Annotated in this window: 15 protein-coding genes; 7 read left to right on the top strand and 8 right to left on the bottom strand. The window is 74.1% G+C overall.

The window, feature by feature from the left end; genetic code table 11:
• Positions 1-12 precede the first annotated feature (12 nt).
• From sucC to ACFWJB_RS06160, 5 genes are all read right to left on the bottom strand, one after another.
• The gene (gene sucC, locus ACFWJB_RS06180; RefSeq protein WP_385459066.1) at positions 13-1,194 is read right to left on the bottom strand and encodes an ADP-forming succinate--CoA ligase subunit beta; all 1,182 of its coding nucleotides are present in this window, start codon (positions 1,192-1,194) and stop codon (positions 13-15) included.
• A 798-nt stretch (positions 1,195-1,992) separates the two neighbouring features.
• Complete coding sequence (locus tag ACFWJB_RS06175; protein ID WP_386920531.1) at positions 1,993-2,970, bottom strand: hypothetical protein; 978 nt, start codon at positions 2,968-2,970, stop codon at positions 1,993-1,995.
• 140 nt (positions 2,971-3,110) lie between these two features.
• A complete protein-coding gene (locus tag ACFWJB_RS06170; RefSeq protein ID WP_386920529.1) occupies positions 3,111-4,280 on the bottom strand; it encodes a vWA domain-containing protein in 1,170 nt (389 codons plus the stop codon).
• A complete protein-coding gene (locus ACFWJB_RS06165) occupies positions 4,277-6,709 on the bottom strand; it encodes a DUF5682 family protein (RefSeq protein WP_386920527.1) in 2,433 nt (810 codons plus the stop codon). Before ACFWJB_RS06165 ends, ACFWJB_RS06170 begins: the two co-directional genes overlap by 4 nt.
• Positions 6,710-6,805: 96 nt before the next feature.
• Positions 6,806-7,939, bottom strand: a complete 1,134-nt coding sequence (locus ACFWJB_RS06160; protein WP_385459074.1) for an AAA family ATPase — start codon at positions 7,937-7,939, stop codon at positions 6,806-6,808.
• Between the two features lie 142 nt (positions 7,940-8,081).
• Between ACFWJB_RS06160 and ACFWJB_RS06155 the strand changes: the two genes are divergently transcribed.
• A complete protein-coding gene (locus ACFWJB_RS06155; protein ID WP_386920525.1) occupies positions 8,082-9,443 on the top strand; it encodes an SWIM zinc finger family protein in 1,362 nt (453 codons plus the stop codon).
• Positions 9,444-9,466: 23 nt separating this feature from the next.
• Positions 9,467-11,089, top strand: a complete 1,623-nt coding sequence (locus ACFWJB_RS06150) for a DUF5691 domain-containing protein (RefSeq protein ID WP_386920523.1) — start codon at positions 9,467-9,469, stop codon at positions 11,087-11,089.
• A gap of 374 nt (positions 11,090-11,463) precedes the next feature.
• Here the strand turns inward: ACFWJB_RS06150 and ACFWJB_RS06145 are convergent, their stop codons facing one another.
• Complete coding sequence (locus ACFWJB_RS06145; protein WP_385459078.1) at positions 11,464-11,880, bottom strand: cobalamin B12-binding domain-containing protein; 417 nt, start codon at positions 11,878-11,880, stop codon at positions 11,464-11,466.
• 496 nt (positions 11,881-12,376) lie between these two features.
• Here ACFWJB_RS06145 and ACFWJB_RS06140 point away from each other — a divergent pair, with 496 nt between their 5' ends.
• Both ACFWJB_RS06140 and ACFWJB_RS06135 read left to right on the top strand, forming a co-directional pair.
• Positions 12,377-13,351: an esterase/lipase family protein gene (locus tag ACFWJB_RS06140; protein ID WP_386920520.1), complete on the top strand. Its 975-nt coding sequence runs from the start codon at positions 12,377-12,379 to the stop codon at positions 13,349-13,351.
• Between the two features lie 297 nt (positions 13,352-13,648).
• Positions 13,649-15,268 (top strand): M23 family metallopeptidase, encoded by a 1,620-nt coding sequence (locus ACFWJB_RS06135; RefSeq protein ID WP_386920517.1) that lies wholly within the window; start codon positions 13,649-13,651, stop codon positions 15,266-15,268.
• Positions 15,269-15,353: 85 nt separating this feature from the next.
• Here the strand turns inward: ACFWJB_RS06135 and pcrA are convergent, their stop codons facing one another.
• Entirely contained in the window at positions 15,354-17,870 is a 2,517-nt protein-coding gene (gene pcrA, locus ACFWJB_RS06130; protein WP_386920512.1) for a DNA helicase PcrA, read from the bottom strand.
• 444 nt (positions 17,871-18,314) lie between these two features.
• On the opposite strand from pcrA, the gene ACFWJB_RS06125 reads away from it, so the two are divergent.
• Both ACFWJB_RS06125 and ACFWJB_RS06120 read left to right on the top strand, forming a co-directional pair.
• Positions 18,315-19,502 carry an NlpC/P60 family protein gene (locus ACFWJB_RS06125; protein WP_386920510.1) on the top strand — a complete coding sequence of 396 codons (1,188 nt, stop codon included), beginning with the start codon at positions 18,315-18,317 and terminating at the stop codon, positions 19,500-19,502.
• A 26-nt stretch (positions 19,503-19,528) separates the two neighbouring features.
• Entirely contained in the window at positions 19,529-20,539 is a 1,011-nt protein-coding gene (locus ACFWJB_RS06120) for a tellurite resistance/C4-dicarboxylate transporter family protein (RefSeq protein ID WP_386920508.1), read from the top strand.
• Here the strand turns inward: ACFWJB_RS06120 and ACFWJB_RS06115 are convergent.
• Positions 20,517-20,870, bottom strand: a complete 354-nt coding sequence (locus ACFWJB_RS06115; RefSeq protein ID WP_386920506.1) for a hypothetical protein — start codon at positions 20,868-20,870, stop codon at positions 20,517-20,519. The genes ACFWJB_RS06120 and ACFWJB_RS06115 overlap by 23 nt on opposite strands.
• A 313-nt stretch (positions 20,871-21,183) precedes the next feature.
• On the opposite strand from ACFWJB_RS06115, the gene ACFWJB_RS06110 reads away from it, so the two are divergent.
• The gene (locus ACFWJB_RS06110; RefSeq protein WP_386920504.1) at positions 21,184-22,233 is read left to right on the top strand and encodes an NlpC/P60 family protein; all 1,050 of its coding nucleotides are present in this window, start codon (positions 21,184-21,186) and stop codon (positions 22,231-22,233) included.
• Positions 22,234-22,350 lie beyond the last annotated feature (117 nt).

The following is a 22,350-nucleotide window of genomic DNA, read 5'->3' as shown; positions in this document are numbered from 1 at the left end:
CGTCCTGAGTGCTTACTTGGCGGCGTGGGCCAGCTCGGCGGCCTTGTCGGCCGCGCCGTCCATGGTGTCGACGCGCTGGACCAGCGGGTGGTTGGCGTCGGTGAGGATCTTGCGGCCCAGCTCGGCGTTGTTGCCGTCGAGGCGGACGACGAGCGGCTTCTCGACCTTCTCGCCGCGGTCCTCCAGGAGCTTCAGCGCCTGGACGATGCCGTTGGCGACCTCGTCGCAGGCGGTGATGCCGCCGAAGACGTTGACGAAGACGGACTTGACGTCCGGGTCGCCGAGGATGATCTCCAGGCCGTTCGCCATGACCTGGGCGGAGGCACCGCCACCGATGTCCAGGAAGTTGGCGGGCTTCACGTCGCCGTGCTTCTCACCGGCGTACGCGACGACGTCCAGGGTGCTCATGACGAGACCCGCGCCGTTGCCGATGATGCCGACCTCACCGTCGAGCTTGACGTAGTTGAGGTTCTTCTCCTTGGCGGCGGCCTCGAGCGGGTTGGCCGCGGCCTTGTCGTGGAGGGCCTCGAAGTCGGGGTGACGGAACTCGGCGTTGTCGTCGAGCGACACCTTGCCGTCCAGGGCGATGACCTCGCCCCCGGCGACCTTGGCCAGCGGGTTGACCTCGACCAGGAGGGCGTCCTCCTTGATGAAGGTGTCCCACAGCTTGACCAGGACGTTGACGACCTTGTCGGCGACCTCGGCCGGGAAGTTCGCGGCCTCGACGATCTCGCGCGCCTTCTCCGGCGTCACACCGTCGATGGCGTCGATCGGGGTCTTGGCGACGGCCTCCGGACGGGTGGCGGCCACCTCCTCGATCTCCATGCCGCCCTCGACGGACGCGATGGAGAGGAACGTGCGGTTGGCACGGTCGAGGAGGAAGGAGACGTAGTACTCCTCGACGATCTCCGGGGCGGTCTCGGCGATCATCACCTTGTGGACCGTGTGGCCCTTGATGTCCATGCCGAGGATGTCCGTCGCGCGGGCGACGGCCTCGTCCGGGGTGGCGGCGAGCTTCACGCCACCGGCCTTGCCGCGGCCACCGACCTTCACCTGAGCCTTGACGACGGACTTGCCGCCCAGACGCTCGGTGATCTCGCGCGCCGCCTCAGGCGTGTCGATGACTTCACCGGCCAGCACCGGTACATCGTGCTTGGCGAAGAGGTCCCTCGCCTGGTACTCGAACAGGTCCACGCGCTTCCGTCCCTATCAGTGATCTCGCGGTTCGTTGGATGCGTGGGCGTGCCGCGAAGGGCAACGTGACGTCCGCTGTGTCACAAGGGGGGCGCACACGGTGACCGAGCGCGCGGCATGTCCGTCTCGCAGGTTATCGCCGCTCCCCGGGGGTCTCTAAATCGCGGGTCACACCTGAGCGGTGATACCTGTCACATGATGCCACGCTCACTGGCACGGGGTGCCTGGCGTGAGGGGGCGGACGGGGGTGCAAGGGGGGCTGGGAGGGGCCCGGGCGGAGGCGTGACGGCGGCCGGGAGGGCCGGGGCCTGCGGCGGAGTGAAGGACCTCACCGGGTTGGGGTTGACCCGGTGAGGTCCGTGGCGCTCCTCCGGGGGGCCGCACGGGTGCGGTCCCCCGGAGTGCGGGCCGGTCGGTCCCCACCCCAATGGGGATCGCCGGCACCGTCCGCGGGGTCTCGGCCGGACGGGGGCCGACGGCTTTCGGCCCTCCGTCCGGGGTCTGGAGCCCCGCGGAGTCTTTCGTCTGCCCCGCCGCCCCTCGCGGTCCCCCGCGTCGCCGGTGGTGCGGGCGCGGTCGCGGCGGGGCGGGGCGGGGCGGGTGGCGGCCGGTCCCGTGCCGGGGCGGTGGCGGGGCGGTGGCGCTTCCCCGCGGTCGCCGCGCCGGGCACCGGCTCCGGGTACGGCTCCGGCGGCTTCCGTCCGGAAAACGGAACCGGAAAGGGGAAGGCGTCTCCCACCGCGGGGAGACCTCGCCACGCCCGCGCGGCAGGTCCGCGGCGGGGCGGGGGCGTCGGCGCTAGGCCGGGGAGACGGGGATGTCCCGGTACCGCTCCCGGGTGTCGGGCGCCTCGGTGTGCACGACGGCGCCGGGCACGAGCCGGACCGGTACCCGGTGGTGCGGGGCGATCGCATGCGCGTCGGCGTGGCGCGGCGGGCCGGCGTCGGCGTCCGCGCCGGTCCCCAGGGCACCGTCGGCGTCCCCGGTGGGCGCCCGGTGCGCGGGGGCGTGGGCGTGGGGCCCGGCCGGTACACCACGGGCGTCGTCGTGGGCGGCGACGCCCGCCTCGCCGTCCCTGTCGAGGCCCGGCCCGAAGGCGAGACCGGCGGAGATGGCCGGGGCGCCGGAGACGGGCCGGGTTCCGGAGGCGGGCCGGGCGTCGGACGTACCGGACTCGGCGAGGCCGGTGTCCGGAGCGGTCGCGGGCCCCGGCTCCCGCGCGCCCGGGGCCGGCCGGACGGGCGGGCCGGACCGGTCGGGCAGCGTGGAGAGATCCGGCAGCGTCGGCGCGGGGGGCGGCGACGGGGGCGTGGGCAGCGAGGGGTTCGTGGGCAGCGAGGGCGCCGGCTGCGGCAACGCCTCCAGCGGCGGCACCTCCACCCGCACGGCCGTCCCGAGCTCCTCGGTCACCGCGGCCACCACGTCACCGACCGGCCGCACGACCTGGTCCGTCACGGTGCGGACGGCATGCCCGGTGACCGGGCGCAGACCGTCCAGGACCGCCGGTCCGGCGCCCCGGCCGGGCCGGGCGTCCGGTGCGGCGGGCGGTGCCCCGGCGGTGCGGGCCGTCTGCGCGACGTCCAGCGGCACGGCGTCCAGCACCTGGCCTACGGCACCCCGCGCCGACGGCGCGCCCTCGGCCGCCTGCGCCCGCTCCCCGCACAGCACACCGAGCACGAGGAGTCCGCCCACCAGCAGCGCCAGGCGCAGCGCACGCCACCCGGCCGCCGTGCGCATCACGCGCAGAGCGGCACCGGGCAGGGCTGCTGACGACATCAAGGGGGAGCTTCCTCCCGTGCGGCAGGACGGACGCGCGATCCTTACACGGGACTCCGGAGGTTGCGCAAGCTCTCCGTTACCGATGGGTAGTCATGTCCGTTTTGGCGCCCGGAAACAGGCCCCCGGACATCGCATCGTCACCCGGCGTCGGGTATCGGCAGCGGCCGCTTCTCCAGTGCCGCCGCCATCACCTCCGGGAAGTGGTCGGGCGTGCAGGCGAAGGCCGGCGTGTCCAGCGCGGCGAGCGCCGCCGCGTGCTCCCGGTCGTACGCGGGCGCCCCCTCGTCGGACAGGGCCAGCAGCGTCACGAACTGCACCCCCGCCGCCTTCATCGCCGCGACCCGCTTCAGCATCTCGTCCCGGATACCCCCCTCGTACAGATCGCTGATCAGCACGACCACCGTCTCCGAGGGCCGGGTGATGCGCGACTGGCAGTAGGCCAGCGCCCGGTTGATGTCCGTACCGCCGCCCAGCTGGACGCCGAAGAGCACGTCCACCGGATCGTCGAGCTGGTCGGTGAGGTCGACGACCGCCGTGTCGAAGACGACCAGCCGGGTGTCGATCGACCGCATGGAGGCCAGTACCGCCCCGAACACGGAGGCGTGGACGACGGACGCCGCCATCGACCCCGACTGGTCGATGCAGAGGACGACCTCCTTCTTCACCGACCGCGCCGCCCGTCCGTAGCCGACGAGCCGCTCCGGCACCACGGTCCGGTGCTCGGGCAGGTAGTGCTTGAGGTTCGCCGCGATCGTGCGGTTCCAGTCGATGTCGCGGTGGCGGGGCCGGCCGACCCGCGCGCTGCGGTCGAGGGCACCGGTGAGAGCGGCCCGGGTGCGGGTGGCGAGCCGCTTCTCCAGGTCCTCGACGACCTTGCGGACGACGGCCCGTGCCGTCTCCTTCGTCGTCTCCGGCATCGCCTTGCCGAGGGACAGCAGCGTGCCGACGAGATGCACGTCGGCCTCCACGGCCTCGAGCATCTCCGGCTCCAGCAGCAGGGAGGCGAGGCCCAGCCGGTCGATGGCGTCCCGCTGCATGACCTGCACGACGGAGGACGGGAAGTACGTCCGTACGTCCCCCAGCCAGCGCGCCACGGACGGCGCGGAGGCGCCGAGCCCGGCCGCCCGGTCCCCCCGCGTCCGCGGCCTGCCGCTCCCGCCGTAGAGCGCGGTGAGGGCCCCGTCCATCGCGGCGTCCCGTCCGGACAGCGCGCATCCGGTGCCGTCGGCCGTGTCCCCGCCGAGCACGAGCCGCCACCGCCGCAGCCGCTCCCGCGCCGCGTCCGTCTCCCTGGTCCCGCTCGTCATGCGTCCACCCCCACGAGGTCTTCCTTGTCCGCGTCCAGGCCGAGCAGGAGGCGCACCACCGGCAGCACGGCGTCCGCGCGACCGGTGTCGGGCCCGGCGGCGAAACCCGGTACGGCCGATCCGGCCGTCGTCACGGCGCCGCGTCCCTCCGGTCCGCGCCGGACCAGCTCACCGAGGGTGCGGCGCACCCCCGGTTCGTAGGCCGAGAAGGTGCGGCGCAGCAACGGCAGCACGTCCGTGAACGCGCCCGCCGGTACGCCGGTCAGCCAGGCGTCGACCAGGGCGAGCAGCCGCTCGTCGTGGACGAGGAGCATCCCGCCCCCGGAGCCGCCTCCGACGAAGCCCTCGATCCAGGCCGCCGCGTCCGCCGGCGGTGTCCCCGGTGACAGCACGAGCGCCATGAGCCGTGCCGTCTCCTCCGGCGCCAGCGCGCCGTCGTCCAGCAGGAGCCGCACGCCGCGGCCCCGGACGACGCCGGCCACGGTGTCCCGCGTGGACAACGTCCGCAGCACCGCCTGCCAGCGGGGGCGCAGGCCGCCGTGGCCGGGGCCCTCTCCGAGCAGGCCGACCGCCCCGTGCACGGCGTCCACGTGACGCCGCATCTCCTCGGCGGCGTCGGCGTCCAGGGCGGCACAGGCCGCGGGGAGGCCGACGAAGACGCGCTCCGCGAGTCCCGCGGCGACCTCGGCCAGCGCGCCGGTGTCGGTACCGCGCACGTCGCCGTAGCGCAGCGCGCGGACCAGCGCGGGCAGGGCCTGGGCGAGGTGGCCGACATCCGTGTCGAGCGCCGCGCGGTCGGTGAGGACCCGCATGACCGTGGGGAGCGCGTCCGGCAGTCCGGCCGGCAGGCAGCGCTCGGCGAGGGAGGTGACCTCGGCGAGCCCCCGGGCGGCGAGGGCGTCCGCCTCGGCCCTGGCGGTCGCGGCGGCGAGCACGGTGGTGCCCCACACCCCGGCCTCGGCCACCCGCACGGACAGCTCGGGCTCCCACCGCAGCCGCCAGGTCTCCCGGAACGTGCCCGTGCTGCTCCGCGAGCCGGCCGGCTCGCCCCACCCGATACCGAGCAGCCGCAGCCGGTGCAGCAGCCTGCTGCGGCCCGCGTCGGTCTCCTTGCGCAGGTCGAGTTCCAGCTCCCGCTCCCGCGCCTCCGGTCTGAGCCGCAGCCGCCGCTGGAGCCGTGCGAGGTCGCGCTGCAACGGCACGGCGGGTGCCCCCGCCGGCACCTCCCCCAGGGCGTCCCCGACGACCATCCGGTCGTGCACCAGGGCCAGCGGCACGTCCGAGCCCTCGCACATCACCGCCCGTACGGCGTCCGTGGTCTCGCTCAGCCCGGGCAGCGGGCGGCCGCGCACCACCGCGAGGGTCTCGGCCAGCCGTACCGCCTCGATGACGTGCGCCGGGGAGACGGTGCGGTCCTCCTCCCGCAGCAGTCCGGCCACCTTGGTCAGCCAGCGTTCGACGGGCCGGTCCGGGGCGTCGAACAGATGCCCGTACCAGCCGGGCGAGTCGATGCCCGCCCCGTACCCGCCGGCCCGGGACAGCCTGCGGTGGGTCCAGGGGACCCAGGTCATGTCCACCTTGGTCCTGGGCAGCCCCTTGAGCAGGGCCCGGTCGGCCGCGACGGTGGCCCTGCGGCGCAGCGCGGGCACGTGCCAGGCCCCGCACACCACGGCCACGCCCGCCTCGAACTCGCGCTGCGCCGCCCGCACCTGGAGCCGCATGTACGCCTCCCGGACGAGGTCGCGGTCGTGGTCGCGCCCGCCGTCCCGCTCCGTCTCGCGCAGCGCCCCCATGGCCTCCTCCAGCGCGGTGAACGGCGCGAGCACGTCCCCGCCTCCCGAGCCCCGGTGCTCGACGACGTCCTCCCACCACCGCTCCGGGTCGTCGTAGCCGGCGGCCTCGGCGAGGGCGGCCAGCGGATCGGCCCGCACGCCGGAGCAGGCGTCCGGCGCGCGCCCCTCCCCCGGGCCGGTCCCGCCCGCGGGCTCCGCCTCCGGGCCCGGCTCCCCCGCTGCCGGACTCGGCTCGGCCTCTTCCGGACTCACGGCCGGCGTCCCGCTCCCGGGGGTGTCCCACGCCAGGGTGTGGGCGGCCGGGAGGTCGATGAAGCGGGCCGGCACGTCGTGCTCCAGGGCCCAGCGGACGGCCACCCACTCGGGGGAGAACTCGGCCAGCGGCCAGAACACCGAGCGGCCGGGTTCGTCCACGGCGTGGGCGAGCAGGGCGACCGGCGGTCGCATGTCCTCGTCGGCGGCCAGCGGAACGAGGGCGTCGGCCTCGGGCGGGCCCTCGATCAGCACGACCCCCGGCCGGGCCGCCTCGAGCGCCGCCCGGACGGCCCGCGCCGACCCCGGCCCGTGGTGGCGCACGCCCAGCAGCAGCGGACCGTCCCCCGGCTGCCACCCGGCTGCCCCCTCAGTGCCCGTCACACCGTCCCCCTCGCCTCCGGGACCAGGTCGAGTCCCCGTCGTCCCCCGCCGGAACGGCGACCGGGAGGGCCGCCCGCGACCGCGTCCGCTCGCCGCTCACGCGCTCACCTCCCGGCAGGCCCGGTAGAAGTCCTTCCAGCCGTCGCGCTCGCGGACGACGGTCTCCAGGTACTCCTGCCAGACGACGCGGTCGGCCGCCGGGTCGCGGACGACGGCGCCGAGGATGCCGGCGGCGACGTCGCCGGAGCGCAGCACTCCGTCGCCGAAGTGGGCGGCCAGCGCGAGGCCGCCGGTGACGACGGAGATGGCCTCGGCCGTCGACAGCGTGCCGCTGGGCGACTTCAGTCTGGTGCGCCCGTCGGCCGTCACCCCGTCGCGCAGCTCGCGGAAGACGGTGACGACCCGCCGGATCTCGTCGACGCCGTCGGGCGCGGCCGGCAGGTCGAGGGACCGGCCGATCTGGTCGACCCGGCGCGTGACGATGTCGACCTCCGCCTCGGCGCTCTCCGGCAGCGGCAGCACCACCGTGTTGAAGCGGCGGCGCAGGGCGCTGGACAGGTCGTTCACCCCCCGGTCGCGGTCGTTCGCGGTGGCGATCAGATTGAAGCCGCGGACCGCCTGCACCTCCTGGCCCAGCTCCGGTATCGGCAGGGTCTTCTCCGACAGGATGGTGATGAGCGTGTCCTGCACATCGGCCGGGATGCGGGTCAGCTCCTCCACGCGGGCGGTCGTCCCCTCCGCCATGGCCCGCATGACCGGGCTGGGCACCAGGGCGTCGCGGCTGGGGCCGTGGGCGAGCAGCCGCGCGTAGTTCCAGCCGTAGCGGATGGCCTCCTCGGGGGTGCCGGCCGTGCCCTGCACCAGCAGCGTCGAGTCGCCGCTGACGGCGGCCGCGAGGTGTTCGGACACCCACGTCTTCGCCGTCCCGGGCACGCCGAGCAGGAGCAGCGCGCGGTCGGTGGCCAGGGTGGTGACGGCGACCTCCACGATGCGGCGCGGTCCCACGTACTTCGGGGTGACCACCGTGCCGTCGGGCAGCGTGCCGCCGAGCAGGTAGGTGGCGACGGCCCACGGCGACAGCTTCCAGCGGGCCGGGCGCGGTCGGTCGTCCTGCGCGGCCAGCGCGGCGAGTTCGGCCGCGAAGGCGTGCTCGGCGTGCGGCCGCAACGCCTCCGCCGCTCCCCCGTCGCGGGTCGGATCGACGGGCGTCGGTTCCACGGACACGGACATGGCGAGTCCCCCTCCAGCTCGGCCGGTTCGGTCTGGAACCAACCGTGCACCACCCCACTGACAATCGCTCCCACCTGCGCAAACACCGTGGCCGGCGCTCTCGTTGGGCCGATTGTCAGTGGCACGATCTACCTTCGGGAGCATGACTCAGCAGGGGGTGCGCTGGACCGCGGACCAGGTGCTGGCACTGGCACCTGACGCCGCGTCGCGCAAAGCGGGCAGCAAACTCGGCGCGGCCGGTCCGTGGTCCGGGACAGGGGGCTCCGGCGAGGGGGCGGTATGGGGGCTGTGCAAGGGCAGCGGCAGCACGCCGTACCGGACGGTCGTCGACCTCGCGGACGCGTCCGGCCCGGCCTTCACGTGCAGTTGCCCGAGCCGGAAGTTCCCGTGCAAGCACGCGCTCGGGCTGCTGCTCCTGTGGGCGGGCGACGAGAGCGCCGTGCCGCGGGCCGAGGAGCCGGACTGGGCGGAGCCGTGGCTCACGGGCAGACGGGAGCGGGCGAAGGAGAAGGAGAGGAAGGCGAGGGAACCGGCCGGTTCCACGGGCGGGGCCGCCGACCCCGAGGCGGCGCGGCGGCGGGCGGAACGCAGGGCCGAGCGCGTCACCGCGGGCGCGACGGAGCTGGAGCAGCGCCTGGCGGACCTGCTCCGAGACGGTCTGGCCGGTGCGGAGCGGACCGGGTACGCGCTGTGGGAGGAGGCGGCGGCCCGCATGGTCGACGCCCAGGCGCCGGGACTGGCCGCCCGGGCGAGGGAGTTGGGTGCCCTGCCGTCCTCGGGTCCCGGCTGGCCGGTCCGGCTGCTGGAGGAGTGCGCCCTGCTCCACCTCCTGGACCAGGGCTGGCTGCGCCGGGAGCGGCTGCCGGACGCACTGGCGGCGACGGTCCGTTCACGCGTCGGCCTGCCGGCGTCGGCGGACGGCCCGCCGGTGCGGGACCGGTGGCTGGTCCTCGCCCAGTACGACACGGCCGACGCGCGGCTGACGACCCGGCGCGTCTGGCTGTACGGCACCGAGTCGGAGCGCACCGTGCTGCTCCTGTCCTACGGGGCCGCCGGCCGGGCCCCGGAGCTCACGCTCCCGGTGGGTCTGGCACTGGAGGCGGAGGTGTCCGCCTACCCGGGCGCCGGGCAGCGGCGGGTCGCCCTCGGCAGGCAGTTCGCGCCGCCCGAGGGGACGGGGGCACGGCCGCCGGGAGTGACGACGTCCCGCGCGGTCGCCCGTTACGGCGAGGCCCTCGTCGACGACCCGTGGCTGGAGTCGGTCCCGGTGGTGCTGGAGCGGGTCGTGCCCGTACCGGACGGCGAGTCCTGGCAGCTCGCGGACGCCGACGCGGACACGGCGCTGCCCCTCACCCCGGCGGCCCGCGGCCGCTCCGGCCTGTGGCGCCTGGTCGCCCTCGCGGGCGGCAGGCCCCTCACGGTCTTCGGCGAGTGCGGTCACCGGGGCTTCACCCCGCTGACGGCCTGGCCGAGCGGACCGGGCCCGGCGGTGCCGCTGTGCTGACCCACCCCACGGAAGGGAACCGCATGACCAGGACGCCCGCCCCGGCGGACGTGCCCCAGCAAGGAGCGTGGGAGGAACTCGTCACCTCGGCTCTGCTCGGCACTCAGCGGCGCACTCCCCGGGGCCTGGAGCCCGGCCGGGAGGCACCGGCGGCGCTGCTGGACGCCGCGGCCGTGGAGACCGTCCGCAGACGCGCCGGGCTGTCCCCGGCCCGTGCGGCCCGGCGTCCGCGGCCGGCTCCCGACGACGACCGTCCGCCGCTGCCGGCCGCGGCCGCCCGCCGGCTCACGATGCTCCTCACCGACCGTCCCGGGACGGCGGGCGGCGGGCGCAGAGGCACGGCACCCGACCTCATGGAGCTGCTGCCCCAGTGGCTGGCCGCGGCGAACGCCCGGGGTTTCGCGGCACCGCCGGAGACGCTGCCGGCCCTGCTGGACGCGGCCCGGGGGCGCACGGACCTGCGTCCGGCGGCACTGGCCTTCGCGGGGCCGCGCGCCCTGTGGCTGGCCCGGCTGAACCCGGACTGGCGGTTCGCCCTGCGTGCGACACCGGGCGGCGGCACGGGACTGCCCGGCCCCGAGGCGGCGGAGCGGATCCGGGAGCTGTGGCAGGAGGGGCTGTTCGCCGAGCGTGTCGCCCTGCTCGCGTCCCTGCGTTCGCGCGATCCGGCCGCGGCCCGCGGGCTGCTCGCCTCGACCTGGGCGACGGAGCGGGCCGAGGACCGGCTGATGTTCCTCGACTCCCTGCGGGAGGGGCTGACGCCGGCGGACGAGCCGTTCCTGGAACAGGCCCTGGCCGACCGCAGCCGCAATGTACGGGCGACGGCGGCGGAACTGCTGTCGGCGCTGCCGGGCTCGGCGCTGGCCGCGCGGATGGCGGCGCGCGCCCTGACGTGCGTGTCGCTGGACCTCGCCCCGGGCCGGGCGGCGATCGCCGTGGAGGCGCCGCACGAGTGCGACGCGGGCATGGAGCGGGACGGGGTCGTGCCCAAGCCGCCGACGGGGCGGGGCGAGCGGTCCTGGTGGTTCGGCCAGTTGGTGGAGGCGGCGCCGCTCGGGGCCTGGCCGGCCCGGCTGGGCGGGCGCACACCGGAGGAGATCGTCGCGCTGCCCATGACGGACGACTGGGCGGGCGAGCTGCACGCCGCGTGGTGCCGGGCGGCGGTACGGCAGCGGGACGCCGCGTGGGCGAGGGCACTGCTGGGAGCGCCCACGGCGCCGGAGGCCGGCGGTCCCGGTGCGGTGTCCCTGGCCGAGCGGGCCAAGCTGCTGGGCACGCTCGGTGGCGGCGAACGGGCCGAGTGGGTCGCCGGGTTCATCGCGACGCACGGTCTGTCCGAGGCGTTCCAGCTGCTCGGCATGTGCGGGGTGCCGTGGGCCGCGCCGCTCGGGCGGGCGGTGGTCGACGCGCTCGACATCGCTCGGGACGCGGGGAGTTACCCGTGGAGCTTCAGCGGCGTCATGGGCCTGGCCGAGCGCTGCCTGGACCCCTCCGAGGCTGGCCGCCTGGACGGGCTGCTGGCGGTACCTGACGAACGGGAGGACGCGTCGCCCGGGGCGGGCGGGTACTGGGCGGAAGCGTTCCAGCGCCTGGTCACGACCCTGCGACTGCGCGCGGCGATGACCGAGGAGCTGGGGGCGGTGTAGGGGGGCCGGAGCGGGGGCGCGGCGCGCCGCCCGGCGCACCCCGATGCCGCGGCCGGCGGGGCGGGGCGGGACGCGACCCGGCACGCCGAAGGCACCCCCGGGCCCACGGAACGGGAGGCGGTGCGGCACACCGAAAGCACTCCGGCCCACGACCCGACAGCGCGGATACCGGAAGGGAGTGGTGCCGCAGGCGCTGAGCCGCGTCACCCCGACGCCGCGCACGCACCCGCGTACGCCTCCGCGATCACCCTTAAGGGTGCGCACGCTCCCGCGTACGCCTCCCCGGAGGTCCGCCTCGGTAGCGAGCGCCGGGCATCGGCGCCCGCGGGCACCCGTGGTCGACGCCGCGGCCGCCCGCAGGCGGGCCGGAGCGGTTACGCTCCCGCCGGTTCCCGCACGTTCGCCCGGACCCAGTCCACGATCGACGCCGTCGTCGCGCCGGGGGTGAAGATCTCCGCGACGCCCTTCTCCTTCAGCGGGGCGATGTCCGCCTCGGGGATGATCCCGCCGCCGAAGACCAGGATGTCCGCCGCGTCCCGCTCCCGGAGCAGGTCGATCACGGCGGCGAAGAGCGTGTTGTGCGCACCGGAGAGGATGGACAGCCCGATCGCGTCGGCGTCCTCCTGGATCGCGGTGTCCACGATCTGCTCGGGTGTCTGGTGGAGGCCGGTGTAGATGACCTCCATACCGGCGTCGCGCAGGGCCCGCGCGATCACCTTGGCCCCGCGATCGTGGCCGTCGAGCCCCGGCTTGGCCACCACCACGCGGATCGGACCGGCTGCCACACCCATCACTGCCTCCATGAAGCGACTACATCAATCCGTACCGACAAGTACCGCACACATCACCCGTGCCCGTACACACGGGCACGGTGCACACGGGCCACACGTTCCGCACCGAGTGCGCGAGTGCACGCCCCGCGGTACAGACACCGCGCACGACACCGTCCGGGGGAAGTGAACGAACGTTATCGCCAGCATCCCGCAACCGGCAGTTTCGCGGTGGAGACAGAGGGGGAAATCACACGGTGGGACATGTTCGCCGCGCACCGTCGCAGGGACCGCGGAGTGAACACGCGCACGGAGAGCCGCAGCGAGGGCAGGACAGGGCAGGGCAGCCGCGGGCCACGCCGCCGTATCCACGGCACCGGAGGGCGCAGAGCCCCCCGCACTGGCACACTGAATCGGATAGCCCCTCGTAAACACCACATTTCACTGGTGTCACGGCTCTCCACGAGGGCACTCGGAGACACAGGCGTTCCTCCGCGTGCCGACAGGAGGTCGGCCCATGAAGGTCACGACGGCAGCACTGCCCCTTCTCCCGCTGTGTCAGCGTTTCCTGCCCGCCCTACCTGCTCTCCCGGCGCTCCCGGGCCTGTCGGCCCTGACCGGTTTATCGGCCCTCACCGGTCTCCCCGGCCTGCCCGGCAGGGTGACGGGGCTCTCCATGACCCTTCTCAAGGCGACGGCCCTGGAGGCCGCGATCCTCGCCGGGCACGTCCTCCTCTACCCCTCCGGCATCGTGCAGGAGCGCCGCTGCGTCCCCGATCCGTCCCGGGCGATCTCCCGGGACCCCGAAGCCTCCTCCGCGCCCACCGCGAAGCTGCCGGCCCACCCCCGCCCCCCGGTCGTCCTGCTGCACGGCTTCATCGACAACCGCTCGGTCTTCCTCCTGCTGCGCCGCAGCCTGGCCCAGCACGGCAGGCAGGTCGAATCGCTGAACTACTCACCGCTGACCTGCGACATACGCTGTGCGGCCGAGCTGCTCGGCAGGCACATCGAGGAGATCTGCGAGCGCACGGGCAGTGAGCGCGTCGACGTCGTCGGGCACAGCCTGGGCGGACTGATCGCCCGGTACTACGTGCAGCGCCTCGGCGGCGACCTCCGTGTCCGGACGCTCGTGACCCTGGGCACCCCCCACGCGGGCACCCGGGTGATACCGCTGGCGAACGCCCACCCGATCGTCCGCCAGATGCGGCCCGGTTCGGCGGTGATCGAGGATCTGGCCCGGCCGGCGCCCGGCTGCCGCACGCAGTTCGTCAGTTTCTGGAGCGATCTGGACCGGGTGATGGACCCGCTGGAGACGGCCTGCCTCGACCACCCCGACCTGACCGTGCGCAACGTCCGGGTGAGCGGCATCGGCCACCTGGCCCTGCCCGTCCACCCCGCCGTGGCCACCGGCATCCGGCAGGCGCTCGACACGCCCGGCCCCGTACCAGGCACGGCGGCCGGCGGCGCATCCGGCGGACTGACCGTCGCCTGAGACCGGAAGTCTCACCCGATCGGCCGCCGGAACGCCCCCCGAAACACCCCGTCAGGCGGCCGGCACCGAGGTCGCCGCGGAGAGATCACCGCGACGCAATCGGCACGCAATGCCCCGGTCGGCGTCGAACAAACGTCGAACACAAAGCCAAACTCGCGCCCGTCGTCCCCCAAAACACGGCCGATTGCCCGTTTCCTGCGTGGGCGAAACCTGCAGAAGATTGTCGCGCCCGCATACCGCCGGGTACAGTCGCCGCACTGCTCTGGCAGCCCTGTTGTCGAGGCGAAAGAGAAGTTGGTGAACGACCGTCACCCGTCGGGGGGCATGACCACCCCGGCCTCGGCTTCCGACGCCGACCCGGCGCACTACGCGTCGTACGGCACCGGGGAAGCCCGGTACGACGACCTCACCACGTACGGCGGCTACGACGCCACCGGTTTTGCCACCGGCCCCCACACCACGGCGACCTTCGCCGCGGATCCGCTCTTCGGCAGCCTCCCCGAGCAGAACACGGGCGGCTACGACACCACCGGCTCGTACGACACCACGGGTGCCTACGCCACCACCGGCACGTACGACACCACCCAGTGGGCCACCGGCAGTCACCAGACGCCGTACCACGACGCCTACGCGGCCCAGCACCATGCCGCCTACGACACCGGCGCCTACGACACGCTCACGTGGACGGCCGAGGGGCAGCAGGCCGTCCCGGTACCGGAGCAGGCGACGAGCGTCGAGTCGACGGGCCAGTGGGACACGGGCGCGTGGGCCCAGCCCGACCAGTCCGGCACCCCCGCGGACCGGACCCAGCAGTGGGACTGGGGCACCCAGACCTTCGAGACGGGGACGTTCGGGACAGGGGCCTTCGAGACGGGCGCCTTCGAAGCGGTGGCGTTCGGCACCGGCACCTTCGACACGGGCGCCTACGACGCCACGCAGTGGAACTCGGACGGCGCGGCGCAGGACGGCACGGAGCAGGACACCGCGACGGACACCACGACGGGCACCGCGACGGACACCGCTCCGGCCGCCGTCGAGGCACCCGCCCCGCACGACGACCCGGCGACCGCCACCGGTGAACTGCCCGCCCTGGGAACGCTGCTCGAGGACCAGGAAGAGGTCGTCCCGGCCCCCCGGATCCCGGCCTCGCGCACCGCGTCCCGCAGCGGATCGCGTTCCCGTCGGCGCCAGCCGGCCAAGCGCTCGGCGCTGCTGACCATCGCCGTGCCCTCGGCCTGCGTGATGAGCGTCGCCGGTATCGCCGCGGCCTCCGTCGGCGGTCTGGGCGGCGAGGACGGCAAGGAGACCACGGCGTCGGCGGCCGACACGGACGCCGCCCCGGTGAAGCCGTCCGCCGCCAACAACAAGCTGGACACGCAGCTCGCGAGCCTCTCCGCCGGCGCCGACGACTTCGCCGACCGGGCCAGCCGGACGCAGGAGCGCATCGACCTCGAGGCCCAGCAGGAGGCGGAGAAGAAGAGGGCGGCGCAGGAGGCGGCCCGCAAGGAGCGGCTGCGCCCCAAGTTCGCGCTCCCGGTCGAGGAGCACGGGCTCAGCGCCTACTACGGCCAGGCCGGCATCAACTGGATGTCCGCCCACACCGGCATCGACTTCCCCGTGACGTACGGCACCAAGGTGATGGCGGCGACCGACGGCACGGTGCGCACGCAGTTCAACGTCGCCTACGGGAACATGCTGATCCTGACCGCGAAGGACGGCACGGAGACGTGGTACTGCCACCTCTCCAGTTACCAGGTTCCCTACGGTGCGCAGGTCAAGGCCGGCGATGCGATCGCGCTCTCCGGCGACACGGGCAACTCGACCGGACCGCACCTGCACTTCGAGGTGCGGCCCGCCGGCGGAGGGGCGATCGACCCGCTCCCGTGGCTGCGCAGCCACGGCATCGACCCGACCTGACGCCCGTACAGCCTCCCGGCGAGCCGGGCCGGACCACGCGGCCCCGGACGGGCCCGGCCGGGCCGACCCGGCCGGAACGCGTCCCTCAGAGCTTCTCCACCGGCGCGTACCGCAGCAGCAGCCGCTTGGGCTTGGGCTCGCCGAAGTCGATCGTCGCCTCCGCGTTCGACCCCGTGCCCTTGACCCCGACCACCGTGCCGAGCCCGAACTGGTCGTGCGTCACCCGGTCGCCGACCGCGAGCGAGACCGTCGGCTTCTCGGCGGCGGTCCGGCGCGTGGCGAAGCCGGACGCGCCCGACGCCGAGGAGCGGGAACGGGACGACGACAGCGAGGCCGCCACACCGGAGACCGGCGCGGAGGGCGCGGGCCCGTTCGCACCGGTGCGCTTCCACTCCAGGTGCGGCGCCGGGATCTCCTCGAGGAAGCGCGAGGGCGGGTTGTACGACGGCTGCCCCCAGGCGCTGCGCAGCGTGGACCGGGTCAGGTACAGCCGCTCCCGCGCGCGCGTGATGCCTACATAGGCCAGACGCCGCTCCTCCTCCAGCTCCTTGGCCTGGCCGAGGGCGCGCATGTGCGGGAAGACACCGTCCTCCATGCCGGTGAGGAAGACGACCGGGAACTCCAGGCCCTTGGCGGTGTGCAGGGTCATCAGGGTGACGACGCCGTCGCCGTCCGACCCCGCTGCGTCAGCAGCATCATCAGGCGCTGTGGGGATCTGGTCGGAGTCGGCGACCAGTGCGACCCGCTCCAGGAAGTCGGCCAGGGTCCCGGTGCTCTCGCCCTCTGCCTCGGCCCGCTCCTGCTCGAACTCCAGGGCGACGGCGGCGAGTTCCTGGAGGTTCTCGATGCGGGTCTCGTCCTGCGGGTCGGTGGACGACTGCAACTCGGCGAGGTAGCCGGTGCGTTCGAGGATGGCCTCCAGCACCGTCGCCGGTCCGGCGCCGGACTCGACGATCGTGCGGAGGTCCTCCATGAGCGCGTTGAACCGCTTGACGGCGTTCGCGGAGCGCGCGGCCATGCCGTACGCCTCGTCCACGCGGCGCAGGGCCTGCGGGAAGCTGATCTTCTCCCGCTGGGCGAGCGCGTCGATCATCGCCTCGGCGCGGTCGCCGATGCCCCGCTTGGGGACGTTGAGGATGCGGCGCAGCGGCACCGAGTCCTCGGGATTGGCCAGGACGCGCAGGTAGGCCAGGACGTCCCGGACCTCCTTGCGCTCGTAGAAGCGGACACCGCCGACGACCTTGTAGGGCAGGCCGACGCGGATGAACACTTCCTCGAAGACACGGGACTGGGCGTTGGTGCGGTAGAAGACGGCGACGTCGCCGGCCCGGGCGCTGCCCGCGTCCGTGAGCCGGTCTATCTCGTCGGCGACGAACTGGGCCTCGTCGTGCTCGGTGTCGGCGACGTACCCGGTGATCTGCGAGCCCGCGCCCTGGTTGGTCCACAGGTTCTTGGGGCGGCGGGACTCGTTGCGCTCGATGACCGCGTTGGCGGCGCTGAGGATCGTCTGGGTGGAGCGGTAGTTCTGCTCCAGGAGGATCGTCGTCGCGTCCGGGTAGTCCTCCTCGAACTGGAGGATGTTGCGGATGGTGGCGCCGCGGAAGGCGTAGATCGACTGGTCGGCGTCGCCGACGACGCACAGCTCGGCGGGCGGGACCTCGGTCTCGGGCGGCACGTCGACGGGGTGCTCCGAGGTGCCGACCAGCTCGCGGACGAGGGCGTACTGGGCGTGGTTGGTGTCCTGGTACTCGTCGACCAGGACGTGCCGGAAGCGGCGGCGGTAGTGCTCGGCCACGTCCGGGAAGGCACGGAGCAGGTTGACCGTCGTCATGATCAGGTCGTCGAAGTCGAGGGCGTTGGCCTCGCGCAGCCGCGACTGGTAGAGGGCGTAGGCCTGGGCGAGGGTCTTCTCGAAGCCGTCGGCGGCCTGCGCGGCGAAGTCCTCCTCGTCGATCAGCTCGTTCTTGAGGTTGCTGATCTTGGCGCTGAAGGACTTGGGCGGGAAGCGCTTGGGGTCCAGGTCGAGGTCCCGGCAGACCAGGGCCATCAGGCGCTTGGAGTCGGCGGCGTCGTAGATCGAGAACGACGACGTGAAGCCCAGCCGCTTGCTCTCGCGGCGCAGGATGCGCACGCACGCGCTGTGGAACGTCATGACCCACATGGCGTTCGCCCGGGGTCCGACGAGGTGCTCGACGCGCTCCTTCATCTCGCCGGCGGCCTTGTTGGTGAAGGTGATCGCGAGGATCTGGCCCGGGTGGACGCCCCGCTCGGCCAGCAGGTGGGCGATGCGGTGGGTGAGCACCCGGGTCTTGCCGGAGCCGGCGCCGGCCACGATGAGCAGCGGGGAGCCGGAGTGCACCACGGCGGCGCGCTGGTTGTCGTTCAGCCCGTCCAGGAGTGCGGCGGGGTCCAGGACCGGGCGCGGGGCGCCGTCCCGGTAGTACGGGTCCCGGTCCGGCGGCACGTCGAACTTCCCGCCGAACAGATCGTGCGGAACCGGCTCCGCCCCGTGCTCGTCCTCGGGCGGCGGCGGGGGTTCCTCCTCGTGACCGCGCGGGGTCTGGAGGCTCGCCAGGAAGCTTTCGTCAAAGAGGCTGCTCATCGCTCTCCGAGTCTAGGGCGCCCCACCGACAACCGGCCGCCACCCCGGAAATTGGCCGCCCTCTTACACCCGGGGACTCTCGGGGCAGGGGTTATCACACACCGTGACGCCCACGCCGAAGGTCACGAAAATGTATCGGGCATATCACCCGGCAACCTTCCCAGGCGCCACACGAGTTGGCTACGGTGCGGGGCAGGTCGCACGCCCCCTCCGGCGAACGTCGCCGGGACGTGCGGCCTCCGCCGAGTCCGGCGTGCCGTACGGCGCCCGGAGCCGGGGACCCACCGGATTCCTGGGGTGAATCGGTCACCCGCCCACGACGGGCGGTGCCGTAGGGCACACCTTCCGAGCCACACCGCCCGAACCCTCCCCCAGAGCCTGAACGGCCTGGGAGGTGCCCCCACCGCCAACCCGGTAGGCGGAGCACGGAAGGAGTCGCCTCCCTTGGCGTCCCACCGCAAGTCGCGCCCCACCGGCACGCGCATGGCAGGCATACGGACCCCCGCCCTCGCCACGGCGGCCCTCACCTCCGTCGCCCTGCTCTCCCAGACGGCCGAGGCCGCGCCGTCGGACGACAGGCCCACCCTCGAAGAGGTCGAGAAGAAGGTCGACGACCTCTACCGCCAGGCCGGGTCGGCGACCGAGAAGTACAACGCGGCGAAGGAGCGGACCGCGAAGCAGCGGCAGCGCGTCGACACCCTCCTCGACGACGTGGCCAAGCGCACCCAGAAGCTCAACGAGGCCCGCGAGGAGCTGGGCTCCTACGCCTCCGCGCAGTACCGCACGGGCGGCCTGCTCCCGTCGACCGCGACCTTCCTGCTCGCGGACTCGCCGCAGGACTACGTCGACCGGAGCCAGCTGATGACCCGGCTCACCGGCCGTCAGAAGGACGCGGTCGACGACTTCGTCACCCAGCAGTCCGACACGATGAAGAAGCGCCGGGAGGCCACCGAGAGCCTCGAGACGCTCACCGACTCGCAGAACGACCTGAAGCAGGCCAAGGCCACGGTCCAGGGGAAGCTCAGCGACGCGCGCGAGCTGCTGTCGACGCTGACCGCCGAGGAGAAGGCCCGGCTCGCGGCGATCGAGAGGAAGAAGCAGGAGGAGGCCACGCGCAAGGCCGCCGAGCTCGCCCGGCAGCAGGCGCAGCAGGCGCAGGAGCGGGAGCGGGCCGCCCAGCAGGAGAGCGGCACCTCTTCGGGTTCCACCGGTTCGTCCGGTGCGGACACCGGCGGCACGGACACCGGCTCGTCCGCGCCGGATCCCTCGTACGGCACCAAGGCCGAGAAGGCGCTCGCCTTCGCCCGCGCCCAGATCGGAAAGCCGTACGTCTGGGGTGCCACGGGCCCCGGCTCCTACGACTGCTCCGGGCTCACCCAGGCCGCCTGGAAGGCGGCGGGCGTGACCCTGCCGCGCACCACCTACGACCAGGTCGAGGCCGGCACGACGGTCTCCGTCTCCCAGGCGCAACCCGGTGACCTGGTCTTCTTCTACGACGACATCAGCCACGTCGGCCTCTACATCGGCAACGGCATGATGATCCACGCCCCGAAGCCGGGCGCGTACGTCCGCGAGGAGTCGGTCTTCTACGACGGCGAGTCGGCGATCCACAGCGTGGTGCGTCCGGCCTGACGCGCCGGGCTCTCTAGCATCGGTCCATGTCATCCGGCACCAGTCACCCCCTGCGCGCATGGTGGGCGCGGCGTCCGCCGGCGGCCGGGGCCGCGGTGATGGCGACCGGCATCCTGTCGGTCGCCCTGCACCTGACGCACCACGAGCTGCTGTCCCGCGTCGCGCTGGCCCTGGCCTGTGCCGCCTGGCTGACACTCGCGGCGGGCTTCGTCCACCTGCTGCTGTCCGACCGTGCGCAGTGGGAGCGGTGGGCGGCGACGCCGGGCGCGCTCACCGCGATCGCCGCGACGACCGTGATCGGCACCCGTTTCACGCTGCTCGGCTGGACGACGCCGGCGGCGGCGCTGCTGGCGCTGGCCGCGCTGCTGTGGCCGGCGCTGCTGCTGCTGGTCGTGCAGCACTGGGAGCGGCGGATGCCCGGGGCGGTCTTCCTGGGATGCGTGGCGACGGAGGGCCTGGCGGTGCTCGGCGCCTCGCTGGCCGAGGCCACCTCGACGGCCTGGCTCGCTCACCTGGCACTGGTGCCGTTCTGGCTGGGGCTCGTGCTCTACGTCGTCGCGCTGTTCCGCTTCGACCCGCGGCAGGTGGCCCGCGGCGCCGGGGACCACTGGGTCGCGGGCGGCGCGCTCGCCATCTCGGCGCTCGCCGGGGCCAAGCTGCTCGCCGCGGCCGACAGCGGGCCGTACCTGTGGAACGGCGACGACGACGCCGTGCTCCACGACGCGACCGTCGCCCTGCTGGCGCTCGACCTCGCCTGGTACGTCGTGCTGCTCGTCTGCGAGATCGTGTGGCCGCGGCTCCGGTACGACGTGCGCCGCTGGTCGACGGTCTTCCCCCTCGGCATGACGGCGGCGGCCGCGCTGTCCGTCGCCGCCGTCCTGGACGTTCCGTGGCTGGAGGGGCCGGGGCGGGCCATGGTGTGGATCGCGGTGGCCGCGTGGCTGGCGGTCGCCGCGGGTGCGGTCGCCGCTGCCCGAGCCGGGCTGAGGTCCGCCGCCGCGGGGGCGGCGGACCTCAGGTCCACAACACGGCGATGAAGATGTTCACCAGGGTCAGCAGGCCGACGAGGCCGAACAGCGGCTTGTCCACCTTCTCGTCGTCGCGCTTCACGTAGACGAGACCGAGGATCACGATCAGCACGGCCAGCTTCACGCCGATCTTGACGTTGTCGACGGAGTAGTCCTGGGCCTGGTTGAGGCCGACCAGGACCGCTCCGGTGACCAGCATCGTCAGCGCGCCGTGCAGCATGGCCGGGGTGAAGCGGGCGGTGCCCCGGCCCATCGCCTTCATCTGGGTCAGGAAGCCGCCGAGCAGGGCCGCGATGCCCACGATGTGCAGACCGACGAAGAGGTGGATGAGTACGTCCATGGGTCCGGAGCCTAATCAGCGGCCGGACACGCTCCGACACCGGCCCGTCCGGCCCGCGGGGGCAGCGGCGCGCACATGCGCCCCATAGCAGCCCACCGGCCCCGTGGGTCCCGATCCGGGTTTTCGGTCATCACTCTGCGTGAAGGCGGCGGCGTCCTGCCCGCCTCCCGGTCACGTGCGGTCGCCGCCGGTCCGGTACCGCCAGTTCCGGGCAACCCGTCACCGGCCCGTTACGGACCGGCCTAGCGTCCTCCCGCAGGCGACCGGTCCGAGCGGCGGACGGCGTCCGGTACGGAAAGGACGTGGATCCCAGGTGGCAGCGCATCGCAGGCCGCTCCGGCGCCTCGGGAGCGGCGGGACGACCGCTCGCACCGCCGTCACGCTCACCCTCGCGGGGGCGGCCACCGCGGCCGGGCTGGGCGGGACCGGGAACGCCGCTCCGGAGCCGACGCCGGCGCAGGTCGGGGCCACGGTCGACCGGCTGTACCGGGAGGCGGAGGTCGCCACCGAGAAGTACAACGGCGCGAAGGAGAAGGCCGGCGCGACCGAGCGGCGCCTGGAGGAACTGCGGGACGAGATGGCCCGCAGGGAGGACCGGCTGAACGCGACCCGGGAGACGCTGGGCTCGGTCGCGGCGGCGCAGTACCGCGGCGGCGGCCTCGATCCGGCCCTGCAGCTCGTGCTCTCCGCCGACCCCGACCGGTATCTGGAGGGCGCCGCGTTCGTCGAGCGGGCGGGCAGCCGGCAGACGGCTGCCGTCGGCCGGGCACGCGCGGAACTGCGGGAGGTCGCGCGGCTGCGCGGGGCCGCCCGGGTCGAGCTGGCCTCCCTGACGTCGCGGCGGGCGGAGCTGGAGCGGCACCGGGCCACCGTCACCGGCAAGCTGGAGGCGGCGCGCCGCCTGCTGTCCCGGCTGACGGCGGAGGAACGCGCCCGCCTCGGCCCCGGCCAGGACCGCGCCACCCGCGCCCCGGGCGACCGCGAGGGCCTGTCGGCCTCCGCCGAGGCACCCAGCCCCCGGGCCGCGGCGGCCGTCGCGTACGCCTACCAGAAGCTCGGCAGCCCCTACGTGTGGGGCGCGACCGGCCCGGACGCCTTCGACTGCTCGGGCCTCACCCAGGCCGCCTACCGCGCCGCGGGCGTCTCCCTCCCCCGCACCACCTACGCCCAGATCGGCGCGGGCCGCGGCGTTCCGCGCTCGGCGCTCCTCCCGGGCGACCTGGTCTTCTTCTACTCCGGCATCAGTCACGTCGGCATCTACGTCGGCGACGGGCGGATGATCCACGCCCCGAACCCCTCGGCGCCGGTCCGCCTGGCCCCCGTCGACTCGATGCCCTTCGCGGGGGCCGCCCGGGTGGTGTGAGACCCGGCGGGCGCGAACCGATGCGTGCGCGGACCCTTGCCACCCCTCAGGTCCAGGCCTACTCTCACGACCGGTGAAAGCGCTTTCTCGATTGTCATGCTCAGCTCATACACCCTC

This window comes from Streptomyces sp. NPDC127100, assembly GCF_042724095.1.
Lineage (GTDB): Bacteria > Actinomycetota > Actinomycetes > Streptomycetales > Streptomycetaceae > Streptomyces.
The sequence above is the reverse complement of the archived record's forward strand: the minus strand, read 5'-3'. Positions and strand labels throughout refer to the sequence as shown.